20 protein-coding genes are annotated in these 23,522 nt (G+C 44.9%); 9 read left to right on the top strand and 11 right to left on the bottom strand.

What is annotated here, in order from left to right; translation table 11 throughout:
* Positions 1–121: 121 nt before the first annotated feature.
* Entirely contained in the window at positions 122–325 is a 204-nt protein-coding gene (locus tag ACXAD8_RS06825; protein ID WP_475226499.1) for a hypothetical protein, read from the top strand.
* A 48-nt stretch (positions 326–373) separates the two neighbouring features.
* Here ACXAD8_RS06825 and ACXAD8_RS06820 read toward each other — a convergent pair whose 3' ends face one another.
* The gene (locus ACXAD8_RS06820) at positions 374–634 is read right to left on the bottom strand and encodes a helix-turn-helix transcriptional regulator (RefSeq protein WP_475226497.1); all 261 of its coding nucleotides are present in this window, start codon (positions 632–634) and stop codon (positions 374–376) included.
* Positions 635–1,118: 484 nt separating this feature from the next.
* On the opposite strand from ACXAD8_RS06820, the gene ACXAD8_RS06815 reads away from it, so the two are divergent.
* Positions 1,119–1,514 carry a hypothetical protein gene (locus ACXAD8_RS06815; RefSeq protein WP_475226495.1) on the top strand — a complete coding sequence of 132 codons (396 nt, stop codon included), beginning with the start codon at positions 1,119–1,121 and terminating at the stop codon, positions 1,512–1,514.
* Between the two features lie 2 nt (positions 1,515–1,516).
* Here ACXAD8_RS06815 and asnS read toward each other — a convergent pair whose 3' ends face one another.
* From asnS to ACXAD8_RS06790, 5 genes are all read right to left on the bottom strand, one after another.
* Positions 1,517–2,914 (bottom strand): asparagine--tRNA ligase, encoded by a 1,398-nt coding sequence (asnS, locus tag ACXAD8_RS06810; protein ID WP_475226493.1) that lies wholly within the window; start codon positions 2,912–2,914, stop codon positions 1,517–1,519.
* A 180-nt stretch (positions 2,915–3,094) separates the two neighbouring features.
* Positions 3,095–3,841, bottom strand: coding sequence for a substrate-binding periplasmic protein (locus ACXAD8_RS06805; RefSeq protein WP_475226491.1), 747 nt, complete (start codon positions 3,839–3,841; stop codon positions 3,095–3,097).
* A gap of 232 nt (positions 3,842–4,073) precedes the next feature.
* Positions 4,074–4,352, bottom strand: a complete 279-nt coding sequence (locus ACXAD8_RS06800; protein ID WP_475226489.1) for an eCIS core domain-containing protein — start codon at positions 4,350–4,352, stop codon at positions 4,074–4,076.
* Positions 4,353–4,536: 184 nt separating this feature from the next.
* Positions 4,537–5,727 carry an amino acid aminotransferase gene (locus ACXAD8_RS06795; RefSeq protein WP_475226487.1) on the bottom strand — a complete coding sequence of 397 codons (1,191 nt, stop codon included), beginning with the start codon at positions 5,725–5,727 and terminating at the stop codon, positions 4,537–4,539.
* A gap of 120 nt (positions 5,728–5,847) precedes the next feature.
* Positions 5,848–6,621 (bottom strand): NRDE family protein, encoded by a 774-nt coding sequence (locus ACXAD8_RS06790; RefSeq protein WP_475226484.1) that lies wholly within the window; start codon positions 6,619–6,621, stop codon positions 5,848–5,850.
* A gap of 366 nt (positions 6,622–6,987) precedes the next feature.
* Here ACXAD8_RS06790 and ACXAD8_RS06785 point away from each other — a divergent pair, with 366 nt between their 5' ends.
* Positions 6,988–8,232, top strand: coding sequence for a cystathionine gamma-synthase family protein (locus ACXAD8_RS06785; protein WP_475226481.1), 1,245 nt, complete (start codon positions 6,988–6,990; stop codon positions 8,230–8,232).
* 50 nt (positions 8,233–8,282) lie between these two features.
* Here ACXAD8_RS06785 and ACXAD8_RS06780 read toward each other — a convergent pair whose 3' ends face one another.
* The 3 genes from ACXAD8_RS06780 to ACXAD8_RS06770 form a co-directional block, all read right to left on the bottom strand.
* A complete protein-coding gene (locus ACXAD8_RS06780) occupies positions 8,283–8,597 on the bottom strand; it encodes an isoamylase early set domain-containing protein (RefSeq protein ID WP_475226479.1) in 315 nt (104 codons plus the stop codon).
* A gap of 217 nt (positions 8,598–8,814) precedes the next feature.
* On the bottom strand, positions 8,815–11,169 hold the full coding sequence (locus tag ACXAD8_RS06775) for a carbohydrate binding family 9 domain-containing protein (RefSeq protein WP_475226476.1): 2,355 nt from the start codon (positions 11,167–11,169) through the stop codon (positions 8,815–8,817).
* 219 nt (positions 11,170–11,388) lie between these two features.
* A complete protein-coding gene (locus ACXAD8_RS06770; protein WP_338292025.1) occupies positions 11,389–11,673 on the bottom strand; it encodes an RNA recognition motif domain-containing protein in 285 nt (94 codons plus the stop codon).
* A 427-nt stretch (positions 11,674–12,100) separates the two neighbouring features.
* On the opposite strand from ACXAD8_RS06770, the gene ACXAD8_RS06765 reads away from it, so the two are divergent.
* The gene (locus tag ACXAD8_RS06765) at positions 12,101–13,039 is read left to right on the top strand and encodes a GGDEF domain-containing protein (protein WP_475226474.1); all 939 of its coding nucleotides are present in this window, start codon (positions 12,101–12,103) and stop codon (positions 13,037–13,039) included.
* Between the two features lie 4 nt (positions 13,040–13,043).
* Here the strand turns inward: ACXAD8_RS06765 and cysZ are convergent, their stop codons facing one another.
* Entirely contained in the window at positions 13,044–13,784 is a 741-nt protein-coding gene (gene cysZ, locus ACXAD8_RS06760; protein ID WP_475226471.1) for a sulfate transporter CysZ, read from the bottom strand.
* A 179-nt stretch (positions 13,785–13,963) separates the two neighbouring features.
* Between cysZ and smc the strand changes: the two genes are divergently transcribed.
* The 4 genes from smc to ACXAD8_RS06740 all read left to right on the top strand — a co-directional run bounded on the left by smc (position 13,964) and on the right by ACXAD8_RS06740 (position 22,012).
* Positions 13,964–17,431 (top strand): chromosome segregation protein SMC, encoded by a 3,468-nt coding sequence (smc, locus tag ACXAD8_RS06755; RefSeq protein ID WP_475226469.1) that lies wholly within the window; start codon positions 13,964–13,966, stop codon positions 17,429–17,431.
* A 60-nt stretch (positions 17,432–17,491) separates the two neighbouring features.
* Entirely contained in the window at positions 17,492–18,775 is a 1,284-nt protein-coding gene (gene zipA / locus ACXAD8_RS06750) for a cell division protein ZipA (protein ID WP_475226466.1), read from the top strand.
* Positions 18,776–18,860: 85 nt separating this feature from the next.
* Entirely contained in the window at positions 18,861–20,897 is a 2,037-nt protein-coding gene (gene ligA, locus ACXAD8_RS06745) for an NAD-dependent DNA ligase LigA (RefSeq protein ID WP_475226464.1), read from the top strand.
* Positions 20,898–21,187: 290 nt separating this feature from the next.
* Positions 21,188–22,012: a flagellin N-terminal helical domain-containing protein gene (locus ACXAD8_RS06740; protein ID WP_475226461.1), complete on the top strand. Its 825-nt coding sequence runs from the start codon at positions 21,188–21,190 to the stop codon at positions 22,010–22,012.
* Between the two features lie 15 nt (positions 22,013–22,027).
* Here ACXAD8_RS06740 and ACXAD8_RS06735 read toward each other — a convergent pair whose 3' ends face one another.
* Positions 22,028–22,825: a PhzF family phenazine biosynthesis protein gene (locus tag ACXAD8_RS06735; RefSeq protein WP_475226459.1), complete on the bottom strand. Its 798-nt coding sequence runs from the start codon at positions 22,823–22,825 to the stop codon at positions 22,028–22,030.
* Positions 22,826–22,927: 102 nt separating this feature from the next.
* On the opposite strand from ACXAD8_RS06735, the gene ACXAD8_RS06730 reads away from it, so the two are divergent.
* Complete coding sequence (locus ACXAD8_RS06730) at positions 22,928–23,506, top strand: pyridoxine/pyridoxamine 5'-phosphate oxidase (protein ID WP_475226456.1); 579 nt, start codon at positions 22,928–22,930, stop codon at positions 23,504–23,506.
* Positions 23,507–23,522: the final 16 nt, after the last annotated feature.

Here is a 23,522-nt window from a genome sequence, read left to right as displayed (position 1 = left end):
GGCCAGTATTCGCTGCTTTATAACGAATCATTTGACGATTTTCAATGGGCAAGGCTATTCTGTTTTTAAAGGTATACACGATTTAACAGAATTGTTCATTAACACTGGCGGGGTAGCTGAAATGACAAAAGGCAAACAAAGTGGCTTTAGTGGCTTTTTTAACCGCCATCAGAAAAAAGTTAATGCTAAAGAGCCAGTGGCCAAAGTATTGTCGCAATATGCGGAGCAGGATCTTGAGCGAATCGCTGTCCTAATCAAAGAATGGATGCAGCGAGATGAAAAAGAAAAGCTTTCTGCAGCTTCTGAAAGGAAAAAAAAGCGATAACGTATCGGGGCAGAGCTGTCTGCCCCAGATCGCTATTTTGAGGAAGAATTACGCACCTTCAGATGCAGACATTAAATCAATCTCTGCATCGGCATTATCTCTCTCAATGTACATTTTGATCAGTTCAGCTGGTTTGAAGCCACATGCCATAGACATAGCTAAAAACTGATTCATGCTCGGTGAACCAACATTCTTTTCCCAATTCTCATAAGTCTTACGAGTTTTAACGCCCGCAAATTCGGCCATTTGTACAGTTGTCTTGCCTGCTCTTAAGCGCATGATGCGCAAATCAGTACCAGTGATAATCATAATAACGATCCTCTTTCGATAAAGTTAAATTTGAACTACCGATTATTTCTTCTCAGCACAGTAATGGTAAAAAATATTTTGTGGGACGAGATTAACATGCCTAAAAAAAACCGCGTAAAATGCCTAAGTGGCTGAATTATATTGAAAAATAGTTTGAAAAAAGTTTGCCGGTGCCGTATTCATTGGGGTTGAAAAGAGAATTCACATAACCGCTCATCATGTTTTTGGGAATGATAACTTCTCTCATTTGTTTCTGCGGTGTGGTTAATTTGCCTATTTGTGAAACCTGAGATTAAAAAATGAACAATGTAAATTATACTTTATGTGTATATAAACGATTTTTTAATTAATATTTATTATTTAGATTGAGTGGATTTTATCCCCTTATTCGGGTTAACTGAGTACATTGAATGTAGGTAATATCCTACAAGGGGCTTGGCTTTTTTCATACATAAGCAGGTTCCTTTTTTGAAAGGGGGAAGTTTTGCAAGATAATCGATTACATTTAGCCTTATACGGGTTGGATAATGAAGAAGGGAGTTTTCTCGAATCGTTGCGCCTGGATTTCGATTTAAGTCTGTGCCGCTCAATTGAAGAATTGCAAACAGTATGCGCAACCGGGCAAGCCAATGCGATTTTGTTGACACAGAATCAGGAACATTTGTTAACGGAGCTGCAGAAGTCAGAAAACGCGTTAATAATTCAGGATATGCCTATATGCGCTTTGAACAGCAAGTCATTGTGTAAAACAGTAGGTAGTTTTAATTTTGTGGGTCAATGGGGCAATAGCAAATTGTACTCAGAGAATTTCAAAAAGATTGCTACTTTCCTGTTTACAAAAAAGGCACCGGAATCGGTGCCTGATGTGCAGTTTGCCTAGACTTAATATTCAGCTGTCCCTGGAGTTCTGGGGAACGGAATAACGTCACGCACGTTTTGCATTCCGGTTACGTAGGCTACCAGGCGCTCAAATCCCAAGCCAAAGCCCGAGTGGGGGACGGTACCGTAACGTCTCAGATCGCGATACCAACCGTAGTCCTCTTTTTCCAGATCCATTTCTTCCATGCGCTGATCAAGTACATCCAGACGCTCTTCACGCTGGGATCCACCAATGATTTCACCAATTCCAGGCGCTAAAACATCCATTGCGGCTACTGTTTTTCCATCCGGGTTCATGCGCATGTAAAAGGCTTTAATGTCTTTGGGATAGTTTTGCATGATGATGGGCGCACCAACATGTTCTTCCGCCAAATAGCGTTCATGCTCTGACGCCAGATCGATTCCCCATTCAACAGGGAACTCAAACTTCTTGCCTGATTTTTGTAAGATCTCAATAGCATCAGTGTAGTCCATGCGCACAAAATCTTGTTCAATTACCTTTTCCAGGCGAGAAATGGCGTCTTTGTTAATGCGTTGAGCAAAGAATGCCATATCGTCAGCTCTTTCCTCTAGAACCGCTTTAAAGACGTATTTCAACATGTCTTCTGATAACTGGGCGATGTCAGCCAGGTCTGCAAATGCAACCTCTGGTTCAATCATCCAGAACTCTGCAAGGTGACGACTGGTGTTGGAGTTTTCCGCTCTGAACGTTGGGCCAAAGGTGTATACCTTGGAAAGTGCACAACAATAGGTTTCAACGTTTAATTGGCCTGAAACGGTTAAAAACGCTTCTTTTCCGAAAAAGTCTTTGGAGTAATCTACTTCGCCTTTGTCGGTTTTAGGCAGGTTTAGTGCATCCAGGGTCGATACTCTAAACATTTCACCGGCACCTTCGGTATCACTGGCAGTAATGATTGGCGTGCTTATCCAGTAATATCCGCGCTCATGGAAGAACCTGTGAATGGCTTGAGAAAGACAGTTTCTGATGCGGGTTACCGCACCAATAACATTGGTTCTGGCTCTCAGATGTGCGTGTTCTCTCAAAAACTCGATACTGTGGCGTTTAGCTGCCATGGGATAGGTATCTGGATTCTCTACCCAGCCCAGAATATCAACTTGTTCTGCTTCTATTTCCAGAGCCTGACCAGCACCTTCTGATGCTTTCAGTAGCCCTGAAACAGCCACCGAGCAGCCTGTGGTAAGCTTTTGGATGTCTGCGTAATTCTCCAGGGTATTCAACGCGATGACCTGAACCGGGTCAAAGCAGCTGCCATCATGCACTGCAACAAAGGATAAACCTGCTTTAGAGTCGCGACGTGTGCGAACCCAGCCTTTAACTACAATTTTGTCTCCTGCTTGGTACTTTCCTGAAAGTACCTCTGCGACGGCGGCGTGTGCCATTCAAATCTCCACTTGTGAATCATTTATGTCGCGAAAGCGACTATATTAGGTTATTTACGCTGCGGTGCAGTTTAACACTTGCACAACGTCTGGATACCGTATGTTACTTTTTGTTTCCTGTTAAACAAGCACAATCACAGTAAAAAATGACATTTTTTAAGGAATTTGGCTCAAAACCGGTTATTCCGATGTTTTTTGGGCCAAAGGAGAGGCCTGTGGGCCGATATAATGAGACACAATCGCCATTAACTCACCGGAGTTACTCAGGCTGGCTATGGCTTGGTTAATGTTGCTTAGCAGATGTTGATGTTCTTTGCGCAATCTGATGTGTAAGTCACCTTGTGAATGCAATGTGGCCAGTGCGATTTCCACTTGAAGGTGTTCTGCCCAATATATGGCCGGAAGATCGCCTAAAATAGCCGCCTCGATTCTGCCTTTGCGCAGTGCCTGAACGAGCTGATATTCCGAGTTAAAATCGACCCGCGAGAATAGGTTATCATTGTTGTACAGGTATCCTCGAATCGTACCTATTTGTTTGCCATAGCTTTGTTCCACAGTATTGAACAGGTGTCTGTTTTCAGGAAGAGTAACGATATATTCTTTAATCTCGATCATACCGTCGCTGAGCACAAACTCTGGCGATATTTGTTGTTCCGGAAACCAACTAGGACTGACGACATCAAAGTCTAGTTCGCCATTACTCATAGCTAATAAAGTTCTTTTGGGAGGCAATGAAATGGGCTTTCCAACAATGCCGGCCCGTTCAAGGATCTTTGGTATAAGTTCTGCCACTATGCCGGGATGTTTTCCATCTGGAATAAAGTAGGGATACCAGGCATTTGAACCGGAAATATCGTATCGAAGCTCAACATGTTTCGGGTGAGCGCTTCGCTCCGGAAATACCATAGCATCGACACTCAAATTCAAGGTTATGCCGAGTATTAACAATAGAATGGAGGAACTGATTTTTTGCAGTAGATTAAACGCCTCCGGGGATTGTAATCGATTGCAACAACGCAATACTTCGTAAACTCCTCTGACCATTGTCGAATAAGGAAGTTCTTAACGCAATGCTACTTTTGTCTGATTACTGTAGACCGGATTTGGCGTTACAAAACTTTCACTGATAACCAAGGTTACTTATGAAAGTACAATGAGACTATTTTCGGCCTTTATTCTGGATAGCAGCGTCACCAATCGAGTTGGTCTGTGCGACTCGCCCTTGTCTTTGCTGAACAACGTGGCCCATTTCGTGAGGTAACTTTTGACTATTTCCCGGAGCTACGTGGATATCGTTCCCCTGTGCATAGGCATGTGCCTGCATTTGTTTAGGTTTAGCGGAATTGGTATGTATTCTGACATCGGAGAGATTAACTCCGGACATCTGCTGTGCACCCTTTTCCAGGCTTCCTGAAACACCGTTTCTACCATTTGCCATAATATTCTCCAAACGTTACTGATTTCATCTTAGCATCAGATTACAGGGAACTCTATGATGAATGCGCGGGCTTATAAATAGGCAAAAAACACATACTTATTTTTGGTAATGTTTCGCGAATGAAGCTACTTTTCTGCGGGTAATAAAAAGCCCGGAGAATTCCGGGCTCCATATTTATAGTATTTTAAAGGACTTTTACCAATGCTTCAGCGAGGTCATCCACATTGCTTAGTGATATACCGGCAATGTTTACCCGGCTGGAGTCAACAAAGTAAACGGCACTGTCTGCGCGCATTTGTCTTACCTGTTCCGGGGTAATACAAAGGAAAGAGAACATGCCTTTTTGTTGCGTAACAAAACTAAAGTCCATTGCTGCGCCTTTGTCCTGAAGCTTTTTCACCAATAAAGCGCGCAGGTCTTGCATGCGATTACGCATTTCTGAAACTTCCGACTGCCACAAGGCTTTCAACTCATTGTCATTCAAAATAATGTCAACCAGCGCAGCGCCCCATGAAGGTGGCATAGAATAGTTAGCTCTTGCTACGGACTGAATCTGAGTTTGTAGATTGCGGCGAATTTCATTGGACGCAGTTACTACGCAGGCCATTCCGGTGCGCTCACGGTACAAACCAAAGTTTTTAGAGCAAGAGGCTGATAAAATCAACTCTGGCAGGTTTTCGGATAACAAGCGGATACCATAAGCATCTTTATCCAGGCCATCACCAAAACCTTGGTATGCCACGTCAATGAAAGGAATAAAACCGGTTTTTTGTGCAGCTTCCAGAACTGCCTGCCATTGGGATTGGTTTAGATCTTGTCCTGTCGGATTGTGGCAGCATCCGTGTAATAAAACGATATCACCTTTGTTTACCTTGGCGAGAGTATCCATCATGGCATCAAAACGGATACCGCGACTTTCTTTATCGAAGTAGGGGTATTTCTCAATTTTCAAACCGGCTGTTTCAAAAATTGGAATATGGTTTGCCCAAGTTGGATCGCTTACCCAAACAGTTGCGGTGGGATTACCTCTGGCAATCAGTTCCGCCAGTATCCTCAGCGCACCTGTTCCGCCAGGCGTTTGTACTGCTGCAATTCTGTCTTCTAAAACGGCAGGGTGAATGGCACCAAACAACAGCTCTTTCATGCCTGTCAGGAAGCCAGCAACGCCCTGAGGTGCGATGTAGGTTTTTGTGGATTCGGTGTCCAGAAGTATTTGTTGAGCTTTAACGACGGATTTCAAAATTGGCGTGTTGCCAGCTTCGTCTTTATATACACCTACTCCAAGGTCAATCTTCTTAGGGTTTTGATCTTCTTTGTAGGCAGCTGATAATCCCAAAATTGGGTCCGCAGGCAAGGGCGGTAATACTTCGAACATAATAATCCTCTGTGAGTTTCGGTACCGGACCAATGAAAGCATAAATAAGGTCGGTATTATGACACTTTGTTTTTTATTTACGAGTACTGTTGCGCCTTAATTACCGTAAAAATCTGACTATCATTGACCAAACTGTAATAAGTGTTCTGTTTTGTTGCCAGTTATCTGTCCTGATTGGTCAAATGTACGTTCTTGCCAAAAAGCCGTATGCTGTCGGGTTACCCAAAATAAGGTGGATGTTCTGGTGCCGTAACCTTCTGTATTGATGAAAATCGAAGATAACTGCTTTTCCCATACTTCCGGTACTCCTGTTTGGGGGAGCAGATGGTCCTCGGCTTTTTCTTCATTGCGCAGTAGCTGGAATAGTTCTTCTGGCTCAATCTCTTGTTGACTTTCACAATAGGCTTTTAAGGCTTGAACCCCTTTATTAATTTTAGGCCAGGGAATGTTGAGGTTTGCGTTGGACAAACCATAAAAGCCCGGCCCTAAAAATTGCAGGGAGTCTTCATGATTATTGTAAACCGCCAAATCATCCCATTTTCCGAATAATAAGTTGTAACCATTGAAGCGGGTTCTATTTTTATGCAGGAATTGAACATATTCGGCTCTGATATGTGGTTTGGCGAGATAGTCCAGGACTAGTTGACCACGACTTTGCGCTTCATCTTTATTGAGTTGTGGTGCCCGGATGTTGGTTAAAGCACTGACATAGCCGCTTTGTGTTACCCCCATCCAGGTTCCCCCTGCCTGCAGGTCTTTTCCAGCTAAAAGGCCGGGGTACGCTGACCAGTAATCGCTGCTCAGTGTGGGGCGTTGGTAGAACTCATCGCGATTGGCCGCAATGATCAAAGGATATTCAGGGTGTTGTTCTACGGCTATAAATAAAATACACATGCAAGATTCACTTTCAATCTGATCTAAAGTTAGTTTTTTATCTCTTAAGAGACAGTTTTTAAGTATTGGCAATTTCAGCTAAATTTAGACGCACAAAGTTTTCCTCTGGTAGCAATTTAATATTTTCAGGTCATGGTTGCCTTAAAAATGCCTAATAGATCGGGTACTAATGCAAAGGTACTCAACTTCTTATGGCAGATACAAGCAGTGATGCCGATATTCATGTATTCGGCAAATCAAAATATCAACACGCTCTATGTAATAGCAACTCAAAACAGCTTTTCTTTTGTTTTTATGGTAGCTTCATGTGATTCTCGTGAACTGAGCCTGCTGGCTTGATAATTTTCAACATTTATAGATTTAACCATGTCTGACATCCTTAAAAATAAAGGGTTTAACACCCGCTTGGTGCATTCCGATCGCTTGTTGAATAGACCGCAAGACGGTGCTGTTCATCAGGCCACAAACAATTCTGTTTTGTTTGATTTTCCTGATATCCAGGATTTGGTGGATATATTTCAGGGTAGGGTTGCCGGTCACGCCTATTCCAGACAATCTTCTGGTTCCATCGATGCCTTACAGAATATGATTACTGAATTGGAAGGCGGCGTTGGTTCCTTAACTTTTGCTTCCGGGATGGCGGCGATCACCACGGCATTTCTGGCCTTGCTGCAACAAGGTGATCATTTAATTATGAGCCAGTTTGTATTCGGCAACACCAATAGTTTCATCGGTACGATGCAGCGTTATGGCATTGAAATTACTGTGGTTGATGTCACAGATGTTAAAGCTGTGGAGCAAGCATTACAGCCCAACACGCGGGCAGTCTATGTTGAGACCATTGCTAATCCTGTGACTCAGGTGGCGGACTTGTTACCCATTGGCGAATTGTGCGAACAGAAAGGGTTAATATACATGGTGGACAACACCATGACCCCGGCCTATATATTCGATGCCAGGTCGGTGAAGGCCTCTTTGTTGATGGGCTCTCTGACTAAATATTATGCCGGTCATGGACAAGTGCTCGGCGGTGTAGTTGTGGATACCGGGCTGTATGACTGGTCTCAGTATGCAGGCATTCAGGAAGGTTTCAGAGCGTTGCCAGTGGCCATGCAAGGGCTGATGCAAATTAAGAAAAAAGGACTTCGGGATATGGGGGGCTGTCTGACTTCAGACTCGGCGCATGCCATTTCTATTGGTATGGAAACCCTGGCATTACGCATGGATAAAACTTGTGCCAATGCCCTTCAGCTCGCTGAGTATTTGCAAAAACATCCGAAAATTGCCAATGTTTATTATCCGGGGTTGGCTGAACATCCGCAGCACGATAAAGCGGCTGAGTACTTTTCTCAATTTGGTGGCATATTGAGTTTTGACTTGATTGATGCTGTTGATTGCTTCGGTTTTATGAATAAGTTGCAGCTGGTATTAAACGCCACTCATCTGGGTGATACCAGAACATTGGCTATTCCAGTCGCACATACCATTTATTACGAAATGGGGGCGGAAGTAAGGTCTGAAATGGGGATCAGTGACAACATGATCCGCCTTTCCATCGGCATTGAAGATATAAACGATATCATTGCTGACTTTGAGCAGGCCCTGGCATAGGTCCTAAGTCTTATTTGTTGGGGAGATCATATCTCCCCAATGAGACTGTGCTAAGAGATGGTTGATACCACTGAGTCATCATCATAGGAAGATTCAGAAGGAATGTACTTGTCGGCTGCCCAGTCATTTTCCCAACTTTCTCCATTAAGCAGGTAACGGAATCGAAACTCTTTACCGGCTTCTAAATCGACAGTTTGCGTAAATCCACCATTTTTTAGTTTCTTCATTGGCGGAGCCTTGCTATCCCAATCGTTAAACTCTCCCATCAGTTGCACTGAATCAGCGCTTTTTGCCTCTTCCTGGGTCAGTTTAAACGTTACCTTGCAAACAGGTTTAGATTTCAGAAATTTTTTAGTGAGTGCCATGCTGTGTATCCTAAGTTTAAATTGTAATTTAATTACATAATGTGCTCATTTATACCGCAAAAAACAAAAAAAATCATCTTAAAGTGTAATTTAAGAACTTGATTTGTGCGAAAGCAACAGTTTACTCAGGAATTTTTGCAATTGTATTGCCAGCTTTGGGCCCGACAGCACAATTAAGCCGGGGTCGGACCACTTAAGCGTTTATTTGGAAGGTGGATTACATTAACCAGGCATAGCTGAATTTGACAAACAGGCTTCGGTCATCCTTTTTCAGGCTGTCCAGGCGGTCATCCTCAAAGGCGTAATCTGCGTAGCCGGCAAAAAACACGGTTTGTGGGTTAATTTTATAACTGTAAATTAATTGAGTGGCGATATCTGCGTATGACTCATCAGGCATATCATCCGGGGACCTGCCTGGTTGGTTATCCAGGTTGTGGCCTATTTTGGTATAAATCAGGTTGAGTTTGATACTGTTTCTGACGTCCAGATTGTACTTTAATCGCATATCTGCCTGGTGGGCAGTAAACACTTCGGCACCATCTGCTTCGAGCTGTTCGTATAGGTAGCGTACTTCCGCTCTCAAATGGGCATTAATGCTGTATTCAAATGCCGGACGCCAGGTAAAGCGATCGGCCAATCGGTTGTTGGCGAAATCAATTTGTTTGCCGAATACAAATTCATTTTCTAAGAACAAACCTGAAATAGGTTGAATATTGCCATACACAAAACAAAAGTTACGGTCGAATAGAGTGGTATTGCCCTTGATATCCAGCTTTGATGCGTCTAATCGCTTACCTACGTGCTCATTGGCTACACAGCCAATTTCTGCATACGACTGCATGGGACCGTTAACACTAAATCTGGCTTCTACTTCTCGTTCAATCACCTCACCGGCTTCATTGTGAGTGATATCCCAGTCTCCCTGGAATTCCGAACGCGTCCACCAGTCATCTTCTTCGCCGTACCACAGTAAGCCACCACCAATAACCATTTTGTTATAGTCAGCGCGACTTTCAAAGCCCAGGTCTGCCCGGTGCTCTTTTCCTATGGCGCGATAGTTTGCATACATAAACCAGTCGCGTTCTTCGTGATTATATCCCAGGTACCAGGCACTATCATTGAGACCGGTATTGTCTTGGGTTCTGAGTACTTGTTCATTGGCAATACAGTCTGAGAAAGTACATTCTATCTGTTCCAGGCGGCAGTCATCTTCCTCACAAAAATCGTTACTCAGCCATTCCGGGTATTCGGTATCACTGACAACATACTGGCCTTTGATGGTGTCCTGCGTAGTAATTTTATAGGTGACATCAACTGAGCCTGTGTAATTGTGATAGTCATCAGAAGTTCTGAATGTGCCTAATAATCCCACGGACAAATCGGCATTGGCATCGTAACGGTAGCGGACAGCAGCATTATTGCTGTCCTGGTCAAGTTCGGCGATACCGGAACTGAGGTTACCTGGCACCAAAAAAGTGGTATTACTATCGTCAGCAGCAAACAGGCCAAATGTGTGCTTGCCTGATTTTCCGGTCAGCTTAGCGCCGACATCTGGTGCCCCAATATTTCGGGTATAAACCATGTCAAACTGACTATTGAACATATCCTGATTTTCTAAAAAGAACGGACGCTTCTCAGGAAAAAACAACGTGAAGTTATTGTTCAGACCTAATTGTGCTGAATCGGCTTCCACTTGCGAAAAGTCAGGATTAATAGTGGCATTTAAAAATATGTCGGAACTGATTCCCCATTTGATATCAAGTCCAGGTTCAATATTGGATTCGCTGGCCCAGTCACTAAAATGGTAGGTTTCGGGGACCTCTTCTGATTCTTCCAGTTCCCGACTTTGGCCATAGCCAAGCACCAGGGTAGGTACTATTGCCAGCGATTTTCCTTGCTGCATACCTTCGAAGCCATTGAGTTCCTGCATTTGGCAAGCCCAACAGTCGTTGTTGCGATCGATTTCCATGTTGGAGATGCGTTGTCGTTCGTTACGCGGGTAAAAGCGTAAAAATTCCACAGCCCAGGTTTGTTCGCCTTGTGTTGGCTTAAAGTTAAAATTGCGCAGCGGAATAGCCATTTCCACGGTGTAACCCTGATCATGTATTCGGCCTTCGGATTCCCAGATGCCATCCCAGGCATCGCTTTCACTGTTTCTGATGACATTTTCAATACTGTCTAGCTGAACACCCAGGGGATTAACAAAAAACTGAAATACCAGGCGGTGATCATTATAGGGATCCAGCTTTATACCGACCAGGTCATCGCGCCAGATTTTGTCACGATCGTTGTAAAACGCTCTGATATCTTCAGGGTTAGGATCGAAAGCCTGAAATGCAATATAAAGTACCTCTCCGTCTTCAAAGTAACTTACATGAGTTTGCACAGAGGGGGGAATATTCTCCTGAGGCCAGGTTATGTTTTTGAGCTCTAATTTCGCAGCATGCTTCCACGCGGTTTCGTCCAATACACCATCAACCTGAATTGTATCGATAATTTTTGGAACATTTGGAGGAGTTGCCTTTACTCCCATGGATAACAACAGGCATAGCAGCCCCACAAAACGTCGCATCGGATTCCTTAATGTTTTTATTTGCTCTAAAAATAAAGGGCTAGAGAATAGTAAGAATTTTAGTTCTGTAAATGCACAACGCCACTATTGGTTGTGTTTTATGTCAATATTTCGTAAGGAAATGTAAATATTTATTAATTTTGGAGGGGTGTCTACTAATTAATCGCACATACTAAAAACGCTCCATTGGAGCGTTTCTTCTTAAACCGGGAAAAACGATTAATAACGTTTTCTTTGGCCACCACCATTGTGGGTGCGTGGCTTCGGTGGACGAGCTTCATTCACAACAACAGCTCGACCGCCAACTTCTTTGCCATTCAGGCCTTCAATTGCGCTTTCGCCATCTTCTTTTGATTCAAACTCAACAAATCCAAATCCCTTTGAGCGATTGGTTTCTCTTTCCATAATGATCTTAGCAGATAAAACATTACCGAAAGGGGCAAACGCTTCTTCCAACTCGGCATCAGTCAACCGGTAGGACAAGTTACCAACGTATAATTTCATGATCTCTTCTCTTTGACTGTTGTAGTAATACGCCATAAGGCTCCAACAATCAAAGTCACCTAATGCCGCGAGTGCCGCCTCAATGCTTCACCCAATCCCGTTTCGCAGTCTGATGCAGCATTGGGTAAAATGCAACACAAATTTTGTTAAATTATTATTAATCGCAAATGACATGTATCCCTTGTGTGCTGTGCTTCTTAGTAAAATCAAGGGTTGCCAATAGGGGAATGATTAATGTTAATTCTTGTAACTGGTTAGGGTAAATTTAAAAACCCAGCCGAACAGTCGGTTTGCTCAAAAAATGTGCCATCTTTTCATTTGAAGTCAAATTTCATTTAACTGCAGTTTAACTGACACATTGCCGTCATTTAAATCTCTTATTTTCCTGCGAGCAGTTATTCGCATTCCTTTAAAAATAAGCAGATAAATGAACCCCATTAAACTGACTGAAACTTTTCGTTTTTCCTCGTTATTAGCACTTGTCGTTGTGCTGTGTATCTGGTTAATGGTGTTGTTTCACGTTAATGCTGACTCCCCGGTTTTAAAAATTAATTATTACGATGTGGTCAGCGAAATTTTCTCAATTTCTTTTGTCCTGCTGTTACTGGGGGTAAATATTCGGCTTGAGTCGGAAACACGTGAATCAAAATTGTTGTTTATTGGGTTTTGCTTCATGTTGGTGGGGGATGCACATGATCTGGCTGATGAATTTGTAAATATCAGGCCGGAATGGATTGCGCTGTTATTGGAAAATGTAGCCACTAACCTGGGACTGGTGGTGGTCGCAGTGGCTATTTTTTATTGGTCGGGTCGCTATAAAGAGCAATTACAGTTGTTAAATAAACAAAAAGAGGTACTCACTGATGCCAGTAACACTGATCCGTTAACTAAACTCTATAATCGCCGCTTTCTGAACAACGATTTTATTCAAAACATGTTGGGCTCCAAGGCTCAAAATCCACGCACTTTGCTGTTGTTGGACCTGGATCGTTTTAAGTCGGTAAATGATAATTATGGTCATGGTACGGGCGATAAATTGATTATGCTGATTGCTGAAGTTATCAAGAAGGAAATTCGTCAGCAGGACTATGCATTTCGTTATGGTGGAGAAGAGTTTCTGGTGGTATTAAATTGCCATCACGAAGTGGCACATAAGGTGGCAGAGCGGATCCGTACTCAGTTTGAGGCGGCCAGATTTGATGTCGCAGATGGTGCGCTGCACAAAACCGTTAGCATAGGACTATACGAAATTCCTCAAAACTCGTCATTTGAAGCGGCGCTTGATATTGCCGATAAAGCGTTATACCAGGCGAAAAACAGAGGCCGAAACCAAGTGGTTTCGGGCACCCAAAATAGTTTTGCCTGATAAATTAGTTGATATAGCGATCCCGGTATTTATCTACCCACATAGCGGTTGCGCCGCAAATTGCCACTGGCATGACGACGAAATTGACGATTGGGATCATAGAAAAAAAGGTCACCGTGATACCAAATAAAAAGGCGTCTTTTTTGTTTTCGGCTAAATGTTGGCGCATCCTCTTAAAGGGAACTTTGTGATTGTCGAAAGGATAATCGCAATACTGAATAGCCATCATCCAGGCAGTAAATAAAAACCAAATGACCTGCCCAAATACTGGCAAAATAAAAAACAGCAGCAAATAACCGACAGCGCGTGGAATATAATAGAGTAGCTTTACCACTTCTCGCCCCAGTGTGCGTGGGATGTCTTTTAACAGGTCGACAAAGCCGCCACCTGAAATAGGTTGACCGGTCAGGATTAATTCAATGCGCTCTGCTAATAAACCGTTAAATGGTGCTGCAATCCAGTTGGCCAAAGTACCGAAAATAAACGCGGAAAAAAGCAGAATAATGAGCACTGCCAGTGGCCAGATTATGTAGGCGAGGCCCTCTTTTAACCAGTCGAGCCAACTCGGTACCCAGTCGGTTACTTCTTTCACTAACGGATCTATTTGTCCAAACAAATAATAAAAAGCAACACTGAATAGCAACACATTAACTAATAGCGGCACGATCACGAATAAGCGTACACCTGGTCTGGAAATTAAATCGAAGCCCTGAAAGAAATAGTCTAATCCGGATTTGTTACTCATAGTTTCCCTGTTCTTTAAATCTCCCCCTAATGATAACGAATGCACTGAGTCGATTAAACCTGTCTGTAATGGGGAATTGTTACAGATATTGAGAAGTGGTAGATTAGCCGAACTGAGCCCGGAAAAACAAAAACAATCTAGCGTGCTACTTCTTTTACCTCATAAAGGCCAACTAAACGATGCGTCTTAATAAGATTCGTCTGGCCGGATTTAAGTCCTTTGTGGACCCGACAAACATCCCGTTTCCGGATGATATGACTGCTATTGTTGGGCCAAATGGCTGTGGCAAATCCAATGTAATCGATGCCGTTCGTTGGGTACTGGGAGAGAGCTCTGCGAAAAACCTGCGTGGCGATGCCATGACCGATGTCATTTTTAACGGTTCTTCTTCTCGCAAGCCAGTGTCACAGTGTAGCGTTGAGTTGGTTTTTGATAATTCCAGCCAACGTATTCAGGGTGAGTATGCAGCCTTCAATGAAATCTCAGTAAAACGGGTAGTCACCCGCGATGCCCAATCTAATTATTACCTCAACGGAGCCAGGTGTCGGCGCAGAGATGTCACGGATTTGTTTCTGGGCACCGGGCTTGGACCGCGTAGTTATGCCATCATTGAGCAGGGCATGATCTCTCGCCTGATCGAATCTAAACCGCAGGAGTTACGGGTTTTTATCGAGGAAGCGGCTGGCGTTTCCAAATACAAAGAAAGGCGCAGAGAAACTGAAAATCGCATCCGTCATACCCGCGACAACTTAGACAGGCTAGGTGATGTTCGCACTGAACTGGGACAGCAGTTAGATAAGTTGCAGCGCCAGGCCGCTGCGGCAAAGCGTTATACTGAACTCAAAGCCAAAGAAAGAGCCTACAAGGGCCAGCTAGCCGCAATTCGCTGGTTAAAGCACAGTGAAAAAATTGCTCAGCTTGAGCAACAGGTACAGCAACAGGATGCGGACATCGAAGCCTACATTGCCAAGCAGCGCGGCGATGAAAAAGAAATCACCGAACTTCGTGAGCAGCAGCAAGAAGTTAAACAGCAAATCGCTGATATTCAGCATCAATTTTATTTGGTGGGCAATGAAATCACGCGACTGGAACAAAATAAGATCTTTCGATTACAGCGCGAAAGCCAACTCAATGAAGAGATTAGTGTTGCTGAAACCTTATCTGAAGAACTAGCCAATGGCCTGGAACAAGCACAGGAACAGGCATTGCTTTTAGCTGAGCAACTGGAAGCTTTGGAGCCAGAAGCAGAAATATTGAATGAAGCTTTGATGGCTGCCGAAGAGCAATTAGCCCGGTTACAAGATGAATGGTTAGAAAAACAGAAATCCTGGCGCAGTGCGGATCAGCAATTCACCCATCTAAAACAACAGGCGCAAAGCCGACATAGCCGGATTCAGGGATTGCTGCAGGTGCAATTGCGTACCGAACAGCGTATCAAGGAATTGCAGTCTGAGCTAAACCAGGATCTGGATCCACAGCTGCTCAGTGAGCTAGAAGAAGCCGGATTGCACAGGGAAGAACTGACTGCAACAGAGCATCAGGCGCAACAAGTTTGCCAGGATTTGCAGCAACAAAAAACTCAGTTGCAGACTGAGCTGCAAACTCTGCGAGTTGAGCGGGAGAGCCAGCACAAGACACTCAGTCGTCTGGAAAGCCAGCTGGAAAGCAGTCAATTGCAATATCAACGGCAATTCGAAACCGAAGGTGAAGAGAAGGACTGGCTTCAAACGCAACAGGAAGCTCAGCCACTGTGGCAAGAGTTGCAAGTGGCCGACGGTTGGCAATATGCGATTGAAACTGCGGGGCAGCAATGGCGAAATGCCTGGATATTGACTAAAGAAACCGGTGAAGGAATTCCAAAAGGTCTGCAGCTGTTTGCTGCTGAGCGCATGAGTAATCACAAACAACCAGGTACATTGGCTGAAAAGTGCCTCAACAGCTTGTTGCCACAGTGGTTAAATACCATTCGGGTTGCCGATAATGTTGAACAAGCTCTGCAAATCAGAGCAACTTTGGCGCCTGCTGAAAGTGTGATTACCCAGTCTGGTGAGTGGTTTGGGGCAGACTGGCACATATCCGGGATGGACACTCGAGAAGAGAGCCCATTACAACTCAAAGCACAAATAGCCAGTTTAAAAAGTCAGCTTGAAGAGCAAAACCGGTTAACCGAGGACCTGGACCGGGACTTTGGCCTCAAAGAGGCTGAACTGGAAAGCGCCACGACACAGTTGAAGGATGCTGAGCTGGTACTACAGTCTAATAAATTGCAGCAACAACATCTCGCGCAACAAATCCGTTTACTGGAAAGTCAGCGCCAGCAGCATGTGCAAAAGCAAGGAAGGTTAGAGGAAGAGCTCGCACAGCAACAGGAACAGTTGGAAGAGGAGAAAATGCAACTGGAAGAGCTGGCCATGGAAGTGGAAGAGTTGGAGATGCAGATTGCGGAACTCGAAGAAGGCCATGGCGACATAGAGCATCAGCGCAGCCTGTATGAAGACAAACTGGCCAATGCAAGGATGACGGTGGAAAATACCCGCACTCAACAACACAGTATTGCTTTAAAGTTGCAGGATTTGCGCTTCCAGTCTGATGCTAATAACAACAAACTGCACACTGGCAATGTGGAAGCTCAGCGCACACAAGAAAAACTCACACGCCTTAGACAAGAACTCAATGAGTTGTTAGCGCCAGGGCAAGGGCAGCAAGGCAAGCTGGATGAACTGTTAACGCAAAAACAAAACCTGGCTGATAATCAACTGGCTCACAATCAAAAATTACAGACATTAGAAGAACAATTGGCCGACGCTGAAAAAGGCCAGGTAGGTGTTCAACAACAGGTAGAAAAAATGCGTGCTGAGTCACAGTCTCTGCAGTTAGAGATTGAGCGAAATCGCACCAGGGCCAATACTTTTGTGGAACAGTTGCAGGAAATGCAGCAATCCCTGAAACATATTCTTGAAAACCTGCCAGACGACTGTGAAGAAGAAGCCTGGCGAGTGGAGCTGGAAAAAACCACTTCAGCATTGCAAAAATTAGGGGCTGTTAATCTGGCGGCAGTAGATGAGTACGAAGTGCAGTCTGAACGAAAGCAACATTTAGATACACAAAACGACGATCTTGAAGCTGCGCTGGAAACGCTTGAAAACGCCATCAGAAAAATCGATAAGGAAACGCGAACTCGCTTTAAGGAAACCTTCGAGAAGGTCAACGAAGACGTAAAAATGCTGTTTCCAAAGGTATTTGGTGGTGGTGCCGCCTGGCTGGAACTTACCGGCGAAGATCTTCTGGAAACAGGGGTCACTATAATGGCCAGACCGCCAGGAAAGAAAAACAGCACAATTCATTTGCTTTCTGGTGGAGAAAAAGCCCTGACCGCTTTATCATTGGTTTTTGCAATATTCAGGCTAAACCCGGCACCATTCTGTTTGCTTGACGAAGTAGACGCTCCTTTGGATGATGCTAACGTAGGCCGATTTTGTAAACTGGTTTCCGAAATGTCGAAAACCGTACAGTTTATTTTTATAACCCATAATAAAATTGCGATGGAAATGGCTTACCACCTTACCGGAGTGACCATGGCGGAGCCGGGAGTATCTCGAATCGTTGCTGTGGATGTGGAAGAAGCCGTGGCTATTGCAAATGCATAATATTGAAAGCGCCAAACAATAATAAAATATGCGCTATTAAACAAAGGGTGACCATATAAAATGGATGAATTCCGACTTGCGCTAATAGGTATTGGTATCTTCGCCATTGTGGGCATTTTGGCTCACGGTATGTGGACGATACGGAAAAATAACAAAGCTAGAAACGCTGATAATGAAACTGAAGCCTCTGCCGAACGCTCAGAGCCTGGCATCATTATCAGCGATGATGATCCGTTACTCTCTGCTGATGAAAAAGTTGATGGCCTGCACTTTGAGCAGGAATCTGCTGTTGAGCATGATCCTTTAGTGGGCGACGCCCCTCTGTACGCTGATTCCGATATTGAGTCTGTTCCTAAAAAGCCTGAATCCAGAGCAGCCAACAGTGCGCCGAATGAAAGTTTTGATGAAGACGGAATTGGTGCCGTTCGGGTTGTATCTGAACCTGCAGCAGTAAAACCTGCTGCTAAAACAACTGCTAAACCATCCGAACCCGAAAATATTGAACAGCCGGTGGCCGAAGCTGATGCTGGTGACATGCCCGAACCACCATCCAGTTTGTTGAAGAAAGACACTGCGGCTAATCGCAAAGTATCCGCTGATGATATCCCTATGATTGACACCTCTATCGAAATAGAGGACGCCCCGCGTCGCGGAAGTGCATTAAAAAGTGAGCATACCCGCACCGAAGTGGTGGGTGGCAATAAGTTGGGCCGTAGCACTGACTCTATCGCTGCAAAAGCGAAAAAGCTGGTGGGCCGAAAATCTGACGATAGCGAAACAAAAAACAAAAAGGCCAAAGTAGCGGATAAAGATCGCGATCAATATGGTCTGGACCTGGAAACCTCTCCGGAGCGAGAGTCTTCAATAGACAGAAATCAGGCGACAGATAAACCAGCAGCCGAAGATACCCAGCAAAACGAAGTGTTGATCCTGAATGTACGAGTACCTGAAGGCAAAGTAATCCAGGGGGCGGCATTATTGCCGTCTTTGTTAACCTTGGGATTTAAGTTCGGTGAGCACAATATGTTTCACCGTCATGCAGCCAGTAATGGCAAAGGGCCGCGCTTATTTACATTGGCTAACATGTTTAATCCAGGCACCTTTGATATTGATAATATGGAAAACTTCAATACCCGCGGCTTGTCGCTATTTATGACTTTGCCCATCGAAGCCGATGCCCATCAGGTCTTTAACATGATGCACAATGCTGCGCGTAAACTGGCTGATGAATTTGGTGCTCAGGTTCTGGACGGTCGACGCAGTGTGTTAACCAAACAGAGCTTGCAGCAATACGTCGAGAAAATCAGAGAGTTTGAACGGCGCCGTATGATCCGCCGAGCCTGATAAAATTCTGTGTTGATGGGCGGCGCAAAGCCGCCTGAAAAAACGCTATAATTCCCCAAGAGATTGAATAAGGTACATTTTCATTATGTCTGCTAACGACAGTCTGATTAGTGAATTGCAATCACTAAAAAACCAGCTAAACGAATACAATTATCAATATTATGTGCTGGATGAACCCACGGTGCCGGACAGTGAATACGACAGGCTATTGCGTCGGTTACAGGAAATCGAAGCTGCCCATCCCGAACTCATTAGCGCCGACTCTCCAAGCCAAAAAGTAGGCGGGGCACCACTGGACGCTTTTCGTCAGATCACCCATGAGTTACCCATGTTGTCGCTGGACAATGCCTTTAATGAGGACGAGTTATTCGCTTTTGAAAAACGTCTGAAAGACAGGTTAAAACGCGATATCAGCATTGATTACAGCTGCGAGCCAAAGCTGGACGGTCTGGCGGTGAGTATCTTGTATGAGAATGGGCAGTTTGTCAGGGCGGCGACACGCGGTGATGGCCGTGTAGGTGAAGATATTACAGCTAATGTGCGCACTATAAAAAATGTGCCACTGAGCTTGCGAGGAGATGATTACCCCGAGCGCCTGGAGGTTCGCGGTGAAGTCTTTATGTCACTTGCTGGCTTTGCGGCGTTAAATGCAGCGCAAAAGGCTAACGATAAAAAAGTCTTTGCCAATCCAAGAAATGCAGCTGCAGGTAGCTTGCGGCAACTTGATTCGCGTATCACCGCATCGCGACCTTTGATGTTTTATGCCTATTCGGTGGGAGTTGTGGAAGGCGAGGTACAACCGCTTGCTGAGCAACATGCAGAACGTTTAAACCAGCTTGCAAAATGGGGTATGCCATTAAGCCCGGAAGTGGCAGTAGCGAAAGGGGCTAAAGGCTGTCATGAATACTATCAAGGTCTGGCTGAGAAACGAGCGGCATTGCCCTATGAAATTGACGGAGTGGTATTCAAGGTAAACGATATCGCCTTACAGCAAGAATTGGGGTTTGTGGCCAGAGCACCGCGCTGGGCGATAGCGCATAAATTCCCTGCTCAGGAAGAAATGACAAAGCTGCTGGATGTTGAGTTTCAGGTGGGGCGAACTGGTGCTATTACGCCGGTAGCCAGACTTGAACCTGTATTCGTGGGTGGCGTAACAGTTTCTAATGCCACTTTACACAACCAGGACGAAATCGCCAGATTGCAGGTGAAAATAGGCGATACTGTTATTATTCGCCGCGCCGGGGATGTTATTCCTCAGGTGGTATCCGTAGTTCTGGAGCAACGTCCAGAAGATGCCAGAGACGTGGTTTTCCCGGTAACTTGCCCTGAGTGTGATTCTCACGTAGAACGACTGGATGAAGAAGCGGTGTTGCGCTGTACCGGTGGTTTAATTTGTCCGGCACAGTTAAAGGAGTCGCTCAAACATTTCGCGTCTCGCAAGGCGATGGATATTGATGGTTTAGGCGACAAACTGGTGGAGCAACTGGTGGATATGAAGCTGGTTCAAACTCCCGCTGATTTTTTCCGTCTGGAAGTGGCGTCGATTGCTGCCATGGAGCGCATGGGTGAAAAGTCGGCCACCAATATCATTAATGCATTAGAAAAAGCGAAACAAACCAGTTTGCCTCGGTTCCTGTATTCTTTGGGTATTCGCGAAGTCGGTGAGGCGACAGCCGCGAATCTGGCCAATCATTTTAAAACGCTTGATGCAGTGATGAATGCCACTCTGGAACAACTGGTTGAAGTGAACGACGTAGGGGAAGTAGTGGCGACCCATGTCCGGCATTTTTTTGCTGAAGAGCACAATCAAACCGTCATCGAGCAGTTACAGGCGCTAGGAGTTAACTGGCCTGATATTGAAGATAAGTCCGATACGCCGCAACCATTGCAGGATAAGACTTTTGTGTTGACTGGTACGTTAAGCGCGATGGGCCGCAATGAGGCTAAAGCAATTTTGCAAAACCTGGGGGCCAAGGTATCTGGCAGCGTCAGTGCCAAAACTGATTATCTGGTGGCTGGCGAAAAGGCGGGTTCAAAACTCACTAAAGCGCAGGAACTTGGGGTGGCGGTGTTGACTGAAGAGGATATGCTGGCACTCTTTGCAGAGCATCAGGTTCCCTGAAGGCTGAATAAGCCACGGACGCTGCCCGATATCATGTCGGGCAGTTTTCACTCCCTCAATGCTGATAATGGCATAAAAATCACTTATTAAACTAAATACCTCAATATCCACGCCGATACTCTTAATGAGGAAGGTAGTGTTTTCTCCGTTATATCGAGAGCTTGCGTTGTGAGGACGCATGTTTTTTAGCATCTTGTTTTATTACTGCGGTTGGTTGTGGCGGCTGTGTGCTGTCGTTCGCCCGTTGCTTGCCGGTGTTCGTGACTAAAAATAAATGAAAGGGGGTCCCTGTGACCTTGTTCGTGAATACGAACGTATCTGCTTTGATAGCTCGAAATACCTTGTTTGATGCCAACTCAGCGTTGAACGTGTCGTACGAGAGGCTGTCATCCGGGTTGCGTATTAACAGAGCCGCTGATGATTCTGCAGGACTGCAAATTATTAATAAATTTGCGGCGCAGCGGGATGGTTTGATTCAAAGCGTGCGCAATGCCAATGATGCCATCTCAATGACCCAGGTGGCTGAAGGCTCTTTGAAAGAGGTAACGGCATCATTGCAACGGATCCGGCAATTGGCTGTTCAGTCCCAAAGCGGTATTAATGGCTCTGCGGAGCGAAGCGCAATTCAGCAAGAAATTAACGCACTGACATCCGAAATGAGTCGGGTAGTTAGTGATACCAATTTTGCTGGCAACGCAATTCTTTCCGGTTCTTATTCGGCAAGGTTTCAGATTGGCGCTTTTGGTGGCCAGACGATTTCAGTCAACCTTTCCCGCAGTGGTGGTTTTGGACCTTCAGGCATAGGAGTGGGTAGTGTCGATATCACCACTAACTCTGGCGCATCGGCGGCATTAACGGCTATTGATGGTGCAGTTTCGGCAGTGGGGCAGGAAAGGGCTGATTTGGGTGCCTTGACCAATCGCTTTCAATCTACCATTCGCAATCTGACCAATGTGCAGTCCAATCTGGCATCTTCCATGAGCCGCATTCAGGACGCAGACTATGCCGTAGAAGCTTCCAAACTCACCAAGGATCAAATTATTCAGCAAGCCACGATAGCGATACTGCGACAGGCCAATAGCTATCCGCAAACTGCCCTGCAATTATTACTCTGATAATCTTCGAAATAGTTATTCTGGTAACTGAATTACACCCCTGAGATAACGCTGCGCCCTCCCTGAGACATAAACCCATTCTCCTTGCACATCGCAATACAAGGTTCCACCTCGTTTGGATGCCTGATGAGCCACCAATTGTGACTTTCCTAAGTGTTCGGCCCAATAAGGAGCCAGACTGGCGTGGATAGAGCCGGTAACAGGATCTTCATCACCGCCATTTGCGGGCCAAAAGTAACGGGATACAAAGTCGTATTGCGTCCCTGGAGCTGTGACCACCAGATCTAATGGCGCAAGTTGTTTCACCAATTCCAGATCTGGTAAGCATTCAAAGACTTGTTGTTCTGATTCATAGATAGCGTGCCAGGCCTGTACACTTCTGAGAAATTGTTTTGGTTTTACCTTTAGAGCATTTTCTAAAGCCTCTGGCACCGGAAGCTGTGATTCCAGCTTTCGAGCTGGAAAGCGCATGGTAATCTTGCCGCTATCAGATTGGGTTATGTGCAAGGTTCCGACACTTTTAGTATGGATTTGCAATTGTTGTAATCCGGGTACGGCATCGAAAATCACCCAACATGCTGCCAGTGTGGCGTGACCACAAAAATCAATTTCTGTCAGGGGAGAAAACCAACGAATTGTATACTCTGATTGGCCTTTTTTAACCAGGAAAGCAGTTTCGGCAAGATTGTTTTCGCTGGCGATCTGCTGCATCAGATTATCAGGTAACCAGCTATCGCGAATGATCACCGCAGCCGGATTGCCGGCAAAAAGCTGCTCAGTAAAGGCGTCAACAACGTGAATTTCCTGTTCCATATAAATCCTGGTTTGTATTTTGTTTCAATTGGTTACAGTAATTTCGAGGGTACTGGTGTACTCTTTTGCTCGGTTTTAATGTATCTGCAATGGAAGCTAATTATGTACGATCCAATAGAGCGCTTACAAGAAATCTGGTCAGAGGCAAAAAAACATACTCTGTTGAAACAAAAAAGTGCTATTTGTGTTTCAACTATCAATGCCGATGGTTATCCCGATGGACGATTTGTAGATTTAAAGCGGGTATGTCATACGGGAATCGTGTTTTGTTCTGGATATGACTCTCAAAAAGGTCAGGATATAGCGCGCAACCCTAAAGTCGCCATCACAGCCTGGTGGGAACTGGTGGGTTATCAGGTGCGTTTGTTTGGTCAGGCGGAAAAGATTGAAACTTCACTGGCAGATGAATTTTGGCAATCGCGCAATCAAAGTGCCAAAGTAATTTCTGCTCATTTGTCACAAAGCCAGCCAGCCGATTCGATACAAGCAATTGCGAAAGATTACCAGAAGGCAGAAGAAGTGTGGCGAGATAAGGCCGTTCCCCGGCCGGAGAATTGGGGAGGCTTCAGCGTTATGCCACAGCAAATTGAATTGCTACATTTTGAAGAATCACGCCTGCATCAAAGAGAACACTTCACAAAACAAGGAACTCAATGGCAATATCAGGTTTTACAACCCTAATCGTAATAAGCCGCTA

Source organism: Planctobacterium sp. AWH2_060 (assembly GCF_056158425.1).
The sequence above is the reverse complement of the archived record's forward strand: the minus strand, read 5'-3'. Positions and strand labels throughout refer to the sequence as shown.

What these genes read in the sequence shown, in the direction of transcription:
- ACXAD8_RS06775 (WP_475226476.1), bottom strand. Translation starts at nt 11,169, where the DNA reads ATGCGACGTTTTGTGGGGCTGCTATGCCTGTTGTTATCCATGGGAGTA.
- ACXAD8_RS06790 (WP_475226484.1), bottom strand. Translation starts at nt 6,621, where the DNA reads ATGTGTATTTTATTTATAGCCGTAGAACAACACCCTGAATATCCTTTG.
- ligA (WP_475226464.1), top strand. Translation starts at nt 18,861, where the DNA reads ATGTCTGCTAACGACAGTCTGATTAGTGAATTGCAATCACTAAAAAAC.
- cysZ (WP_475226471.1), bottom strand. Translation starts at nt 13,784, where the DNA reads ATGAGTAACAAATCCGGATTAGACTATTTCTTTCAGGGCTTCGATTTA.
- zipA (WP_475226466.1), top strand. Translation starts at nt 17,492, where the DNA reads ATGGATGAATTCCGACTTGCGCTAATAGGTATTGGTATCTTCGCCATT.
- smc (WP_475226469.1), top strand. Translation starts at nt 13,964, where the DNA reads ATGCGTCTTAATAAGATTCGTCTGGCCGGATTTAAGTCCTTTGTGGAC.
- ACXAD8_RS06735 (WP_475226459.1), bottom strand. Translation starts at nt 22,825, where the DNA reads ATGGAACAGGAAATTCACGTTGTTGACGCCTTTACTGAGCAGCTTTTT.
- ACXAD8_RS06730 (WP_475226456.1), top strand. Translation starts at nt 22,928, where the DNA reads ATGTACGATCCAATAGAGCGCTTACAAGAAATCTGGTCAGAGGCAAAA.
- ACXAD8_RS06795 (WP_475226487.1), bottom strand. Translation starts at nt 5,727, where the DNA reads ATGTTCGAAGTATTACCGCCCTTGCCTGCGGACCCAATTTTGGGATTA.
- ACXAD8_RS06765 (WP_475226474.1), top strand. Translation starts at nt 12,101, where the DNA reads ATGAACCCCATTAAACTGACTGAAACTTTTCGTTTTTCCTCGTTATTA.
- ACXAD8_RS06800 (WP_475226489.1), bottom strand. Translation starts at nt 4,352, where the DNA reads ATGGCAAATGGTAGAAACGGTGTTTCAGGAAGCCTGGAAAAGGGTGCA.
- ACXAD8_RS06825 (WP_475226499.1), top strand. Translation starts at nt 122, where the DNA reads ATGACAAAAGGCAAACAAAGTGGCTTTAGTGGCTTTTTTAACCGCCAT.
- ACXAD8_RS06780 (WP_475226479.1), bottom strand. Translation starts at nt 8,597, where the DNA reads ATGGCACTCACTAAAAAATTTCTGAAATCTAAACCTGTTTGCAAGGTA.
- ACXAD8_RS06785 (WP_475226481.1), top strand. Translation starts at nt 6,988, where the DNA reads ATGTCTGACATCCTTAAAAATAAAGGGTTTAACACCCGCTTGGTGCAT.
- ACXAD8_RS06770 (WP_338292025.1), bottom strand. Translation starts at nt 11,673, where the DNA reads ATGAAATTATACGTTGGTAACTTGTCCTACCGGTTGACTGATGCCGAG.
- asnS (WP_475226493.1), bottom strand. Translation starts at nt 2,914, where the DNA reads ATGGCACACGCCGCCGTCGCAGAGGTACTTTCAGGAAAGTACCAAGCA.
- ACXAD8_RS06820 (WP_475226497.1), bottom strand. Translation starts at nt 634, where the DNA reads ATGATTATCACTGGTACTGATTTGCGCATCATGCGCTTAAGAGCAGGC.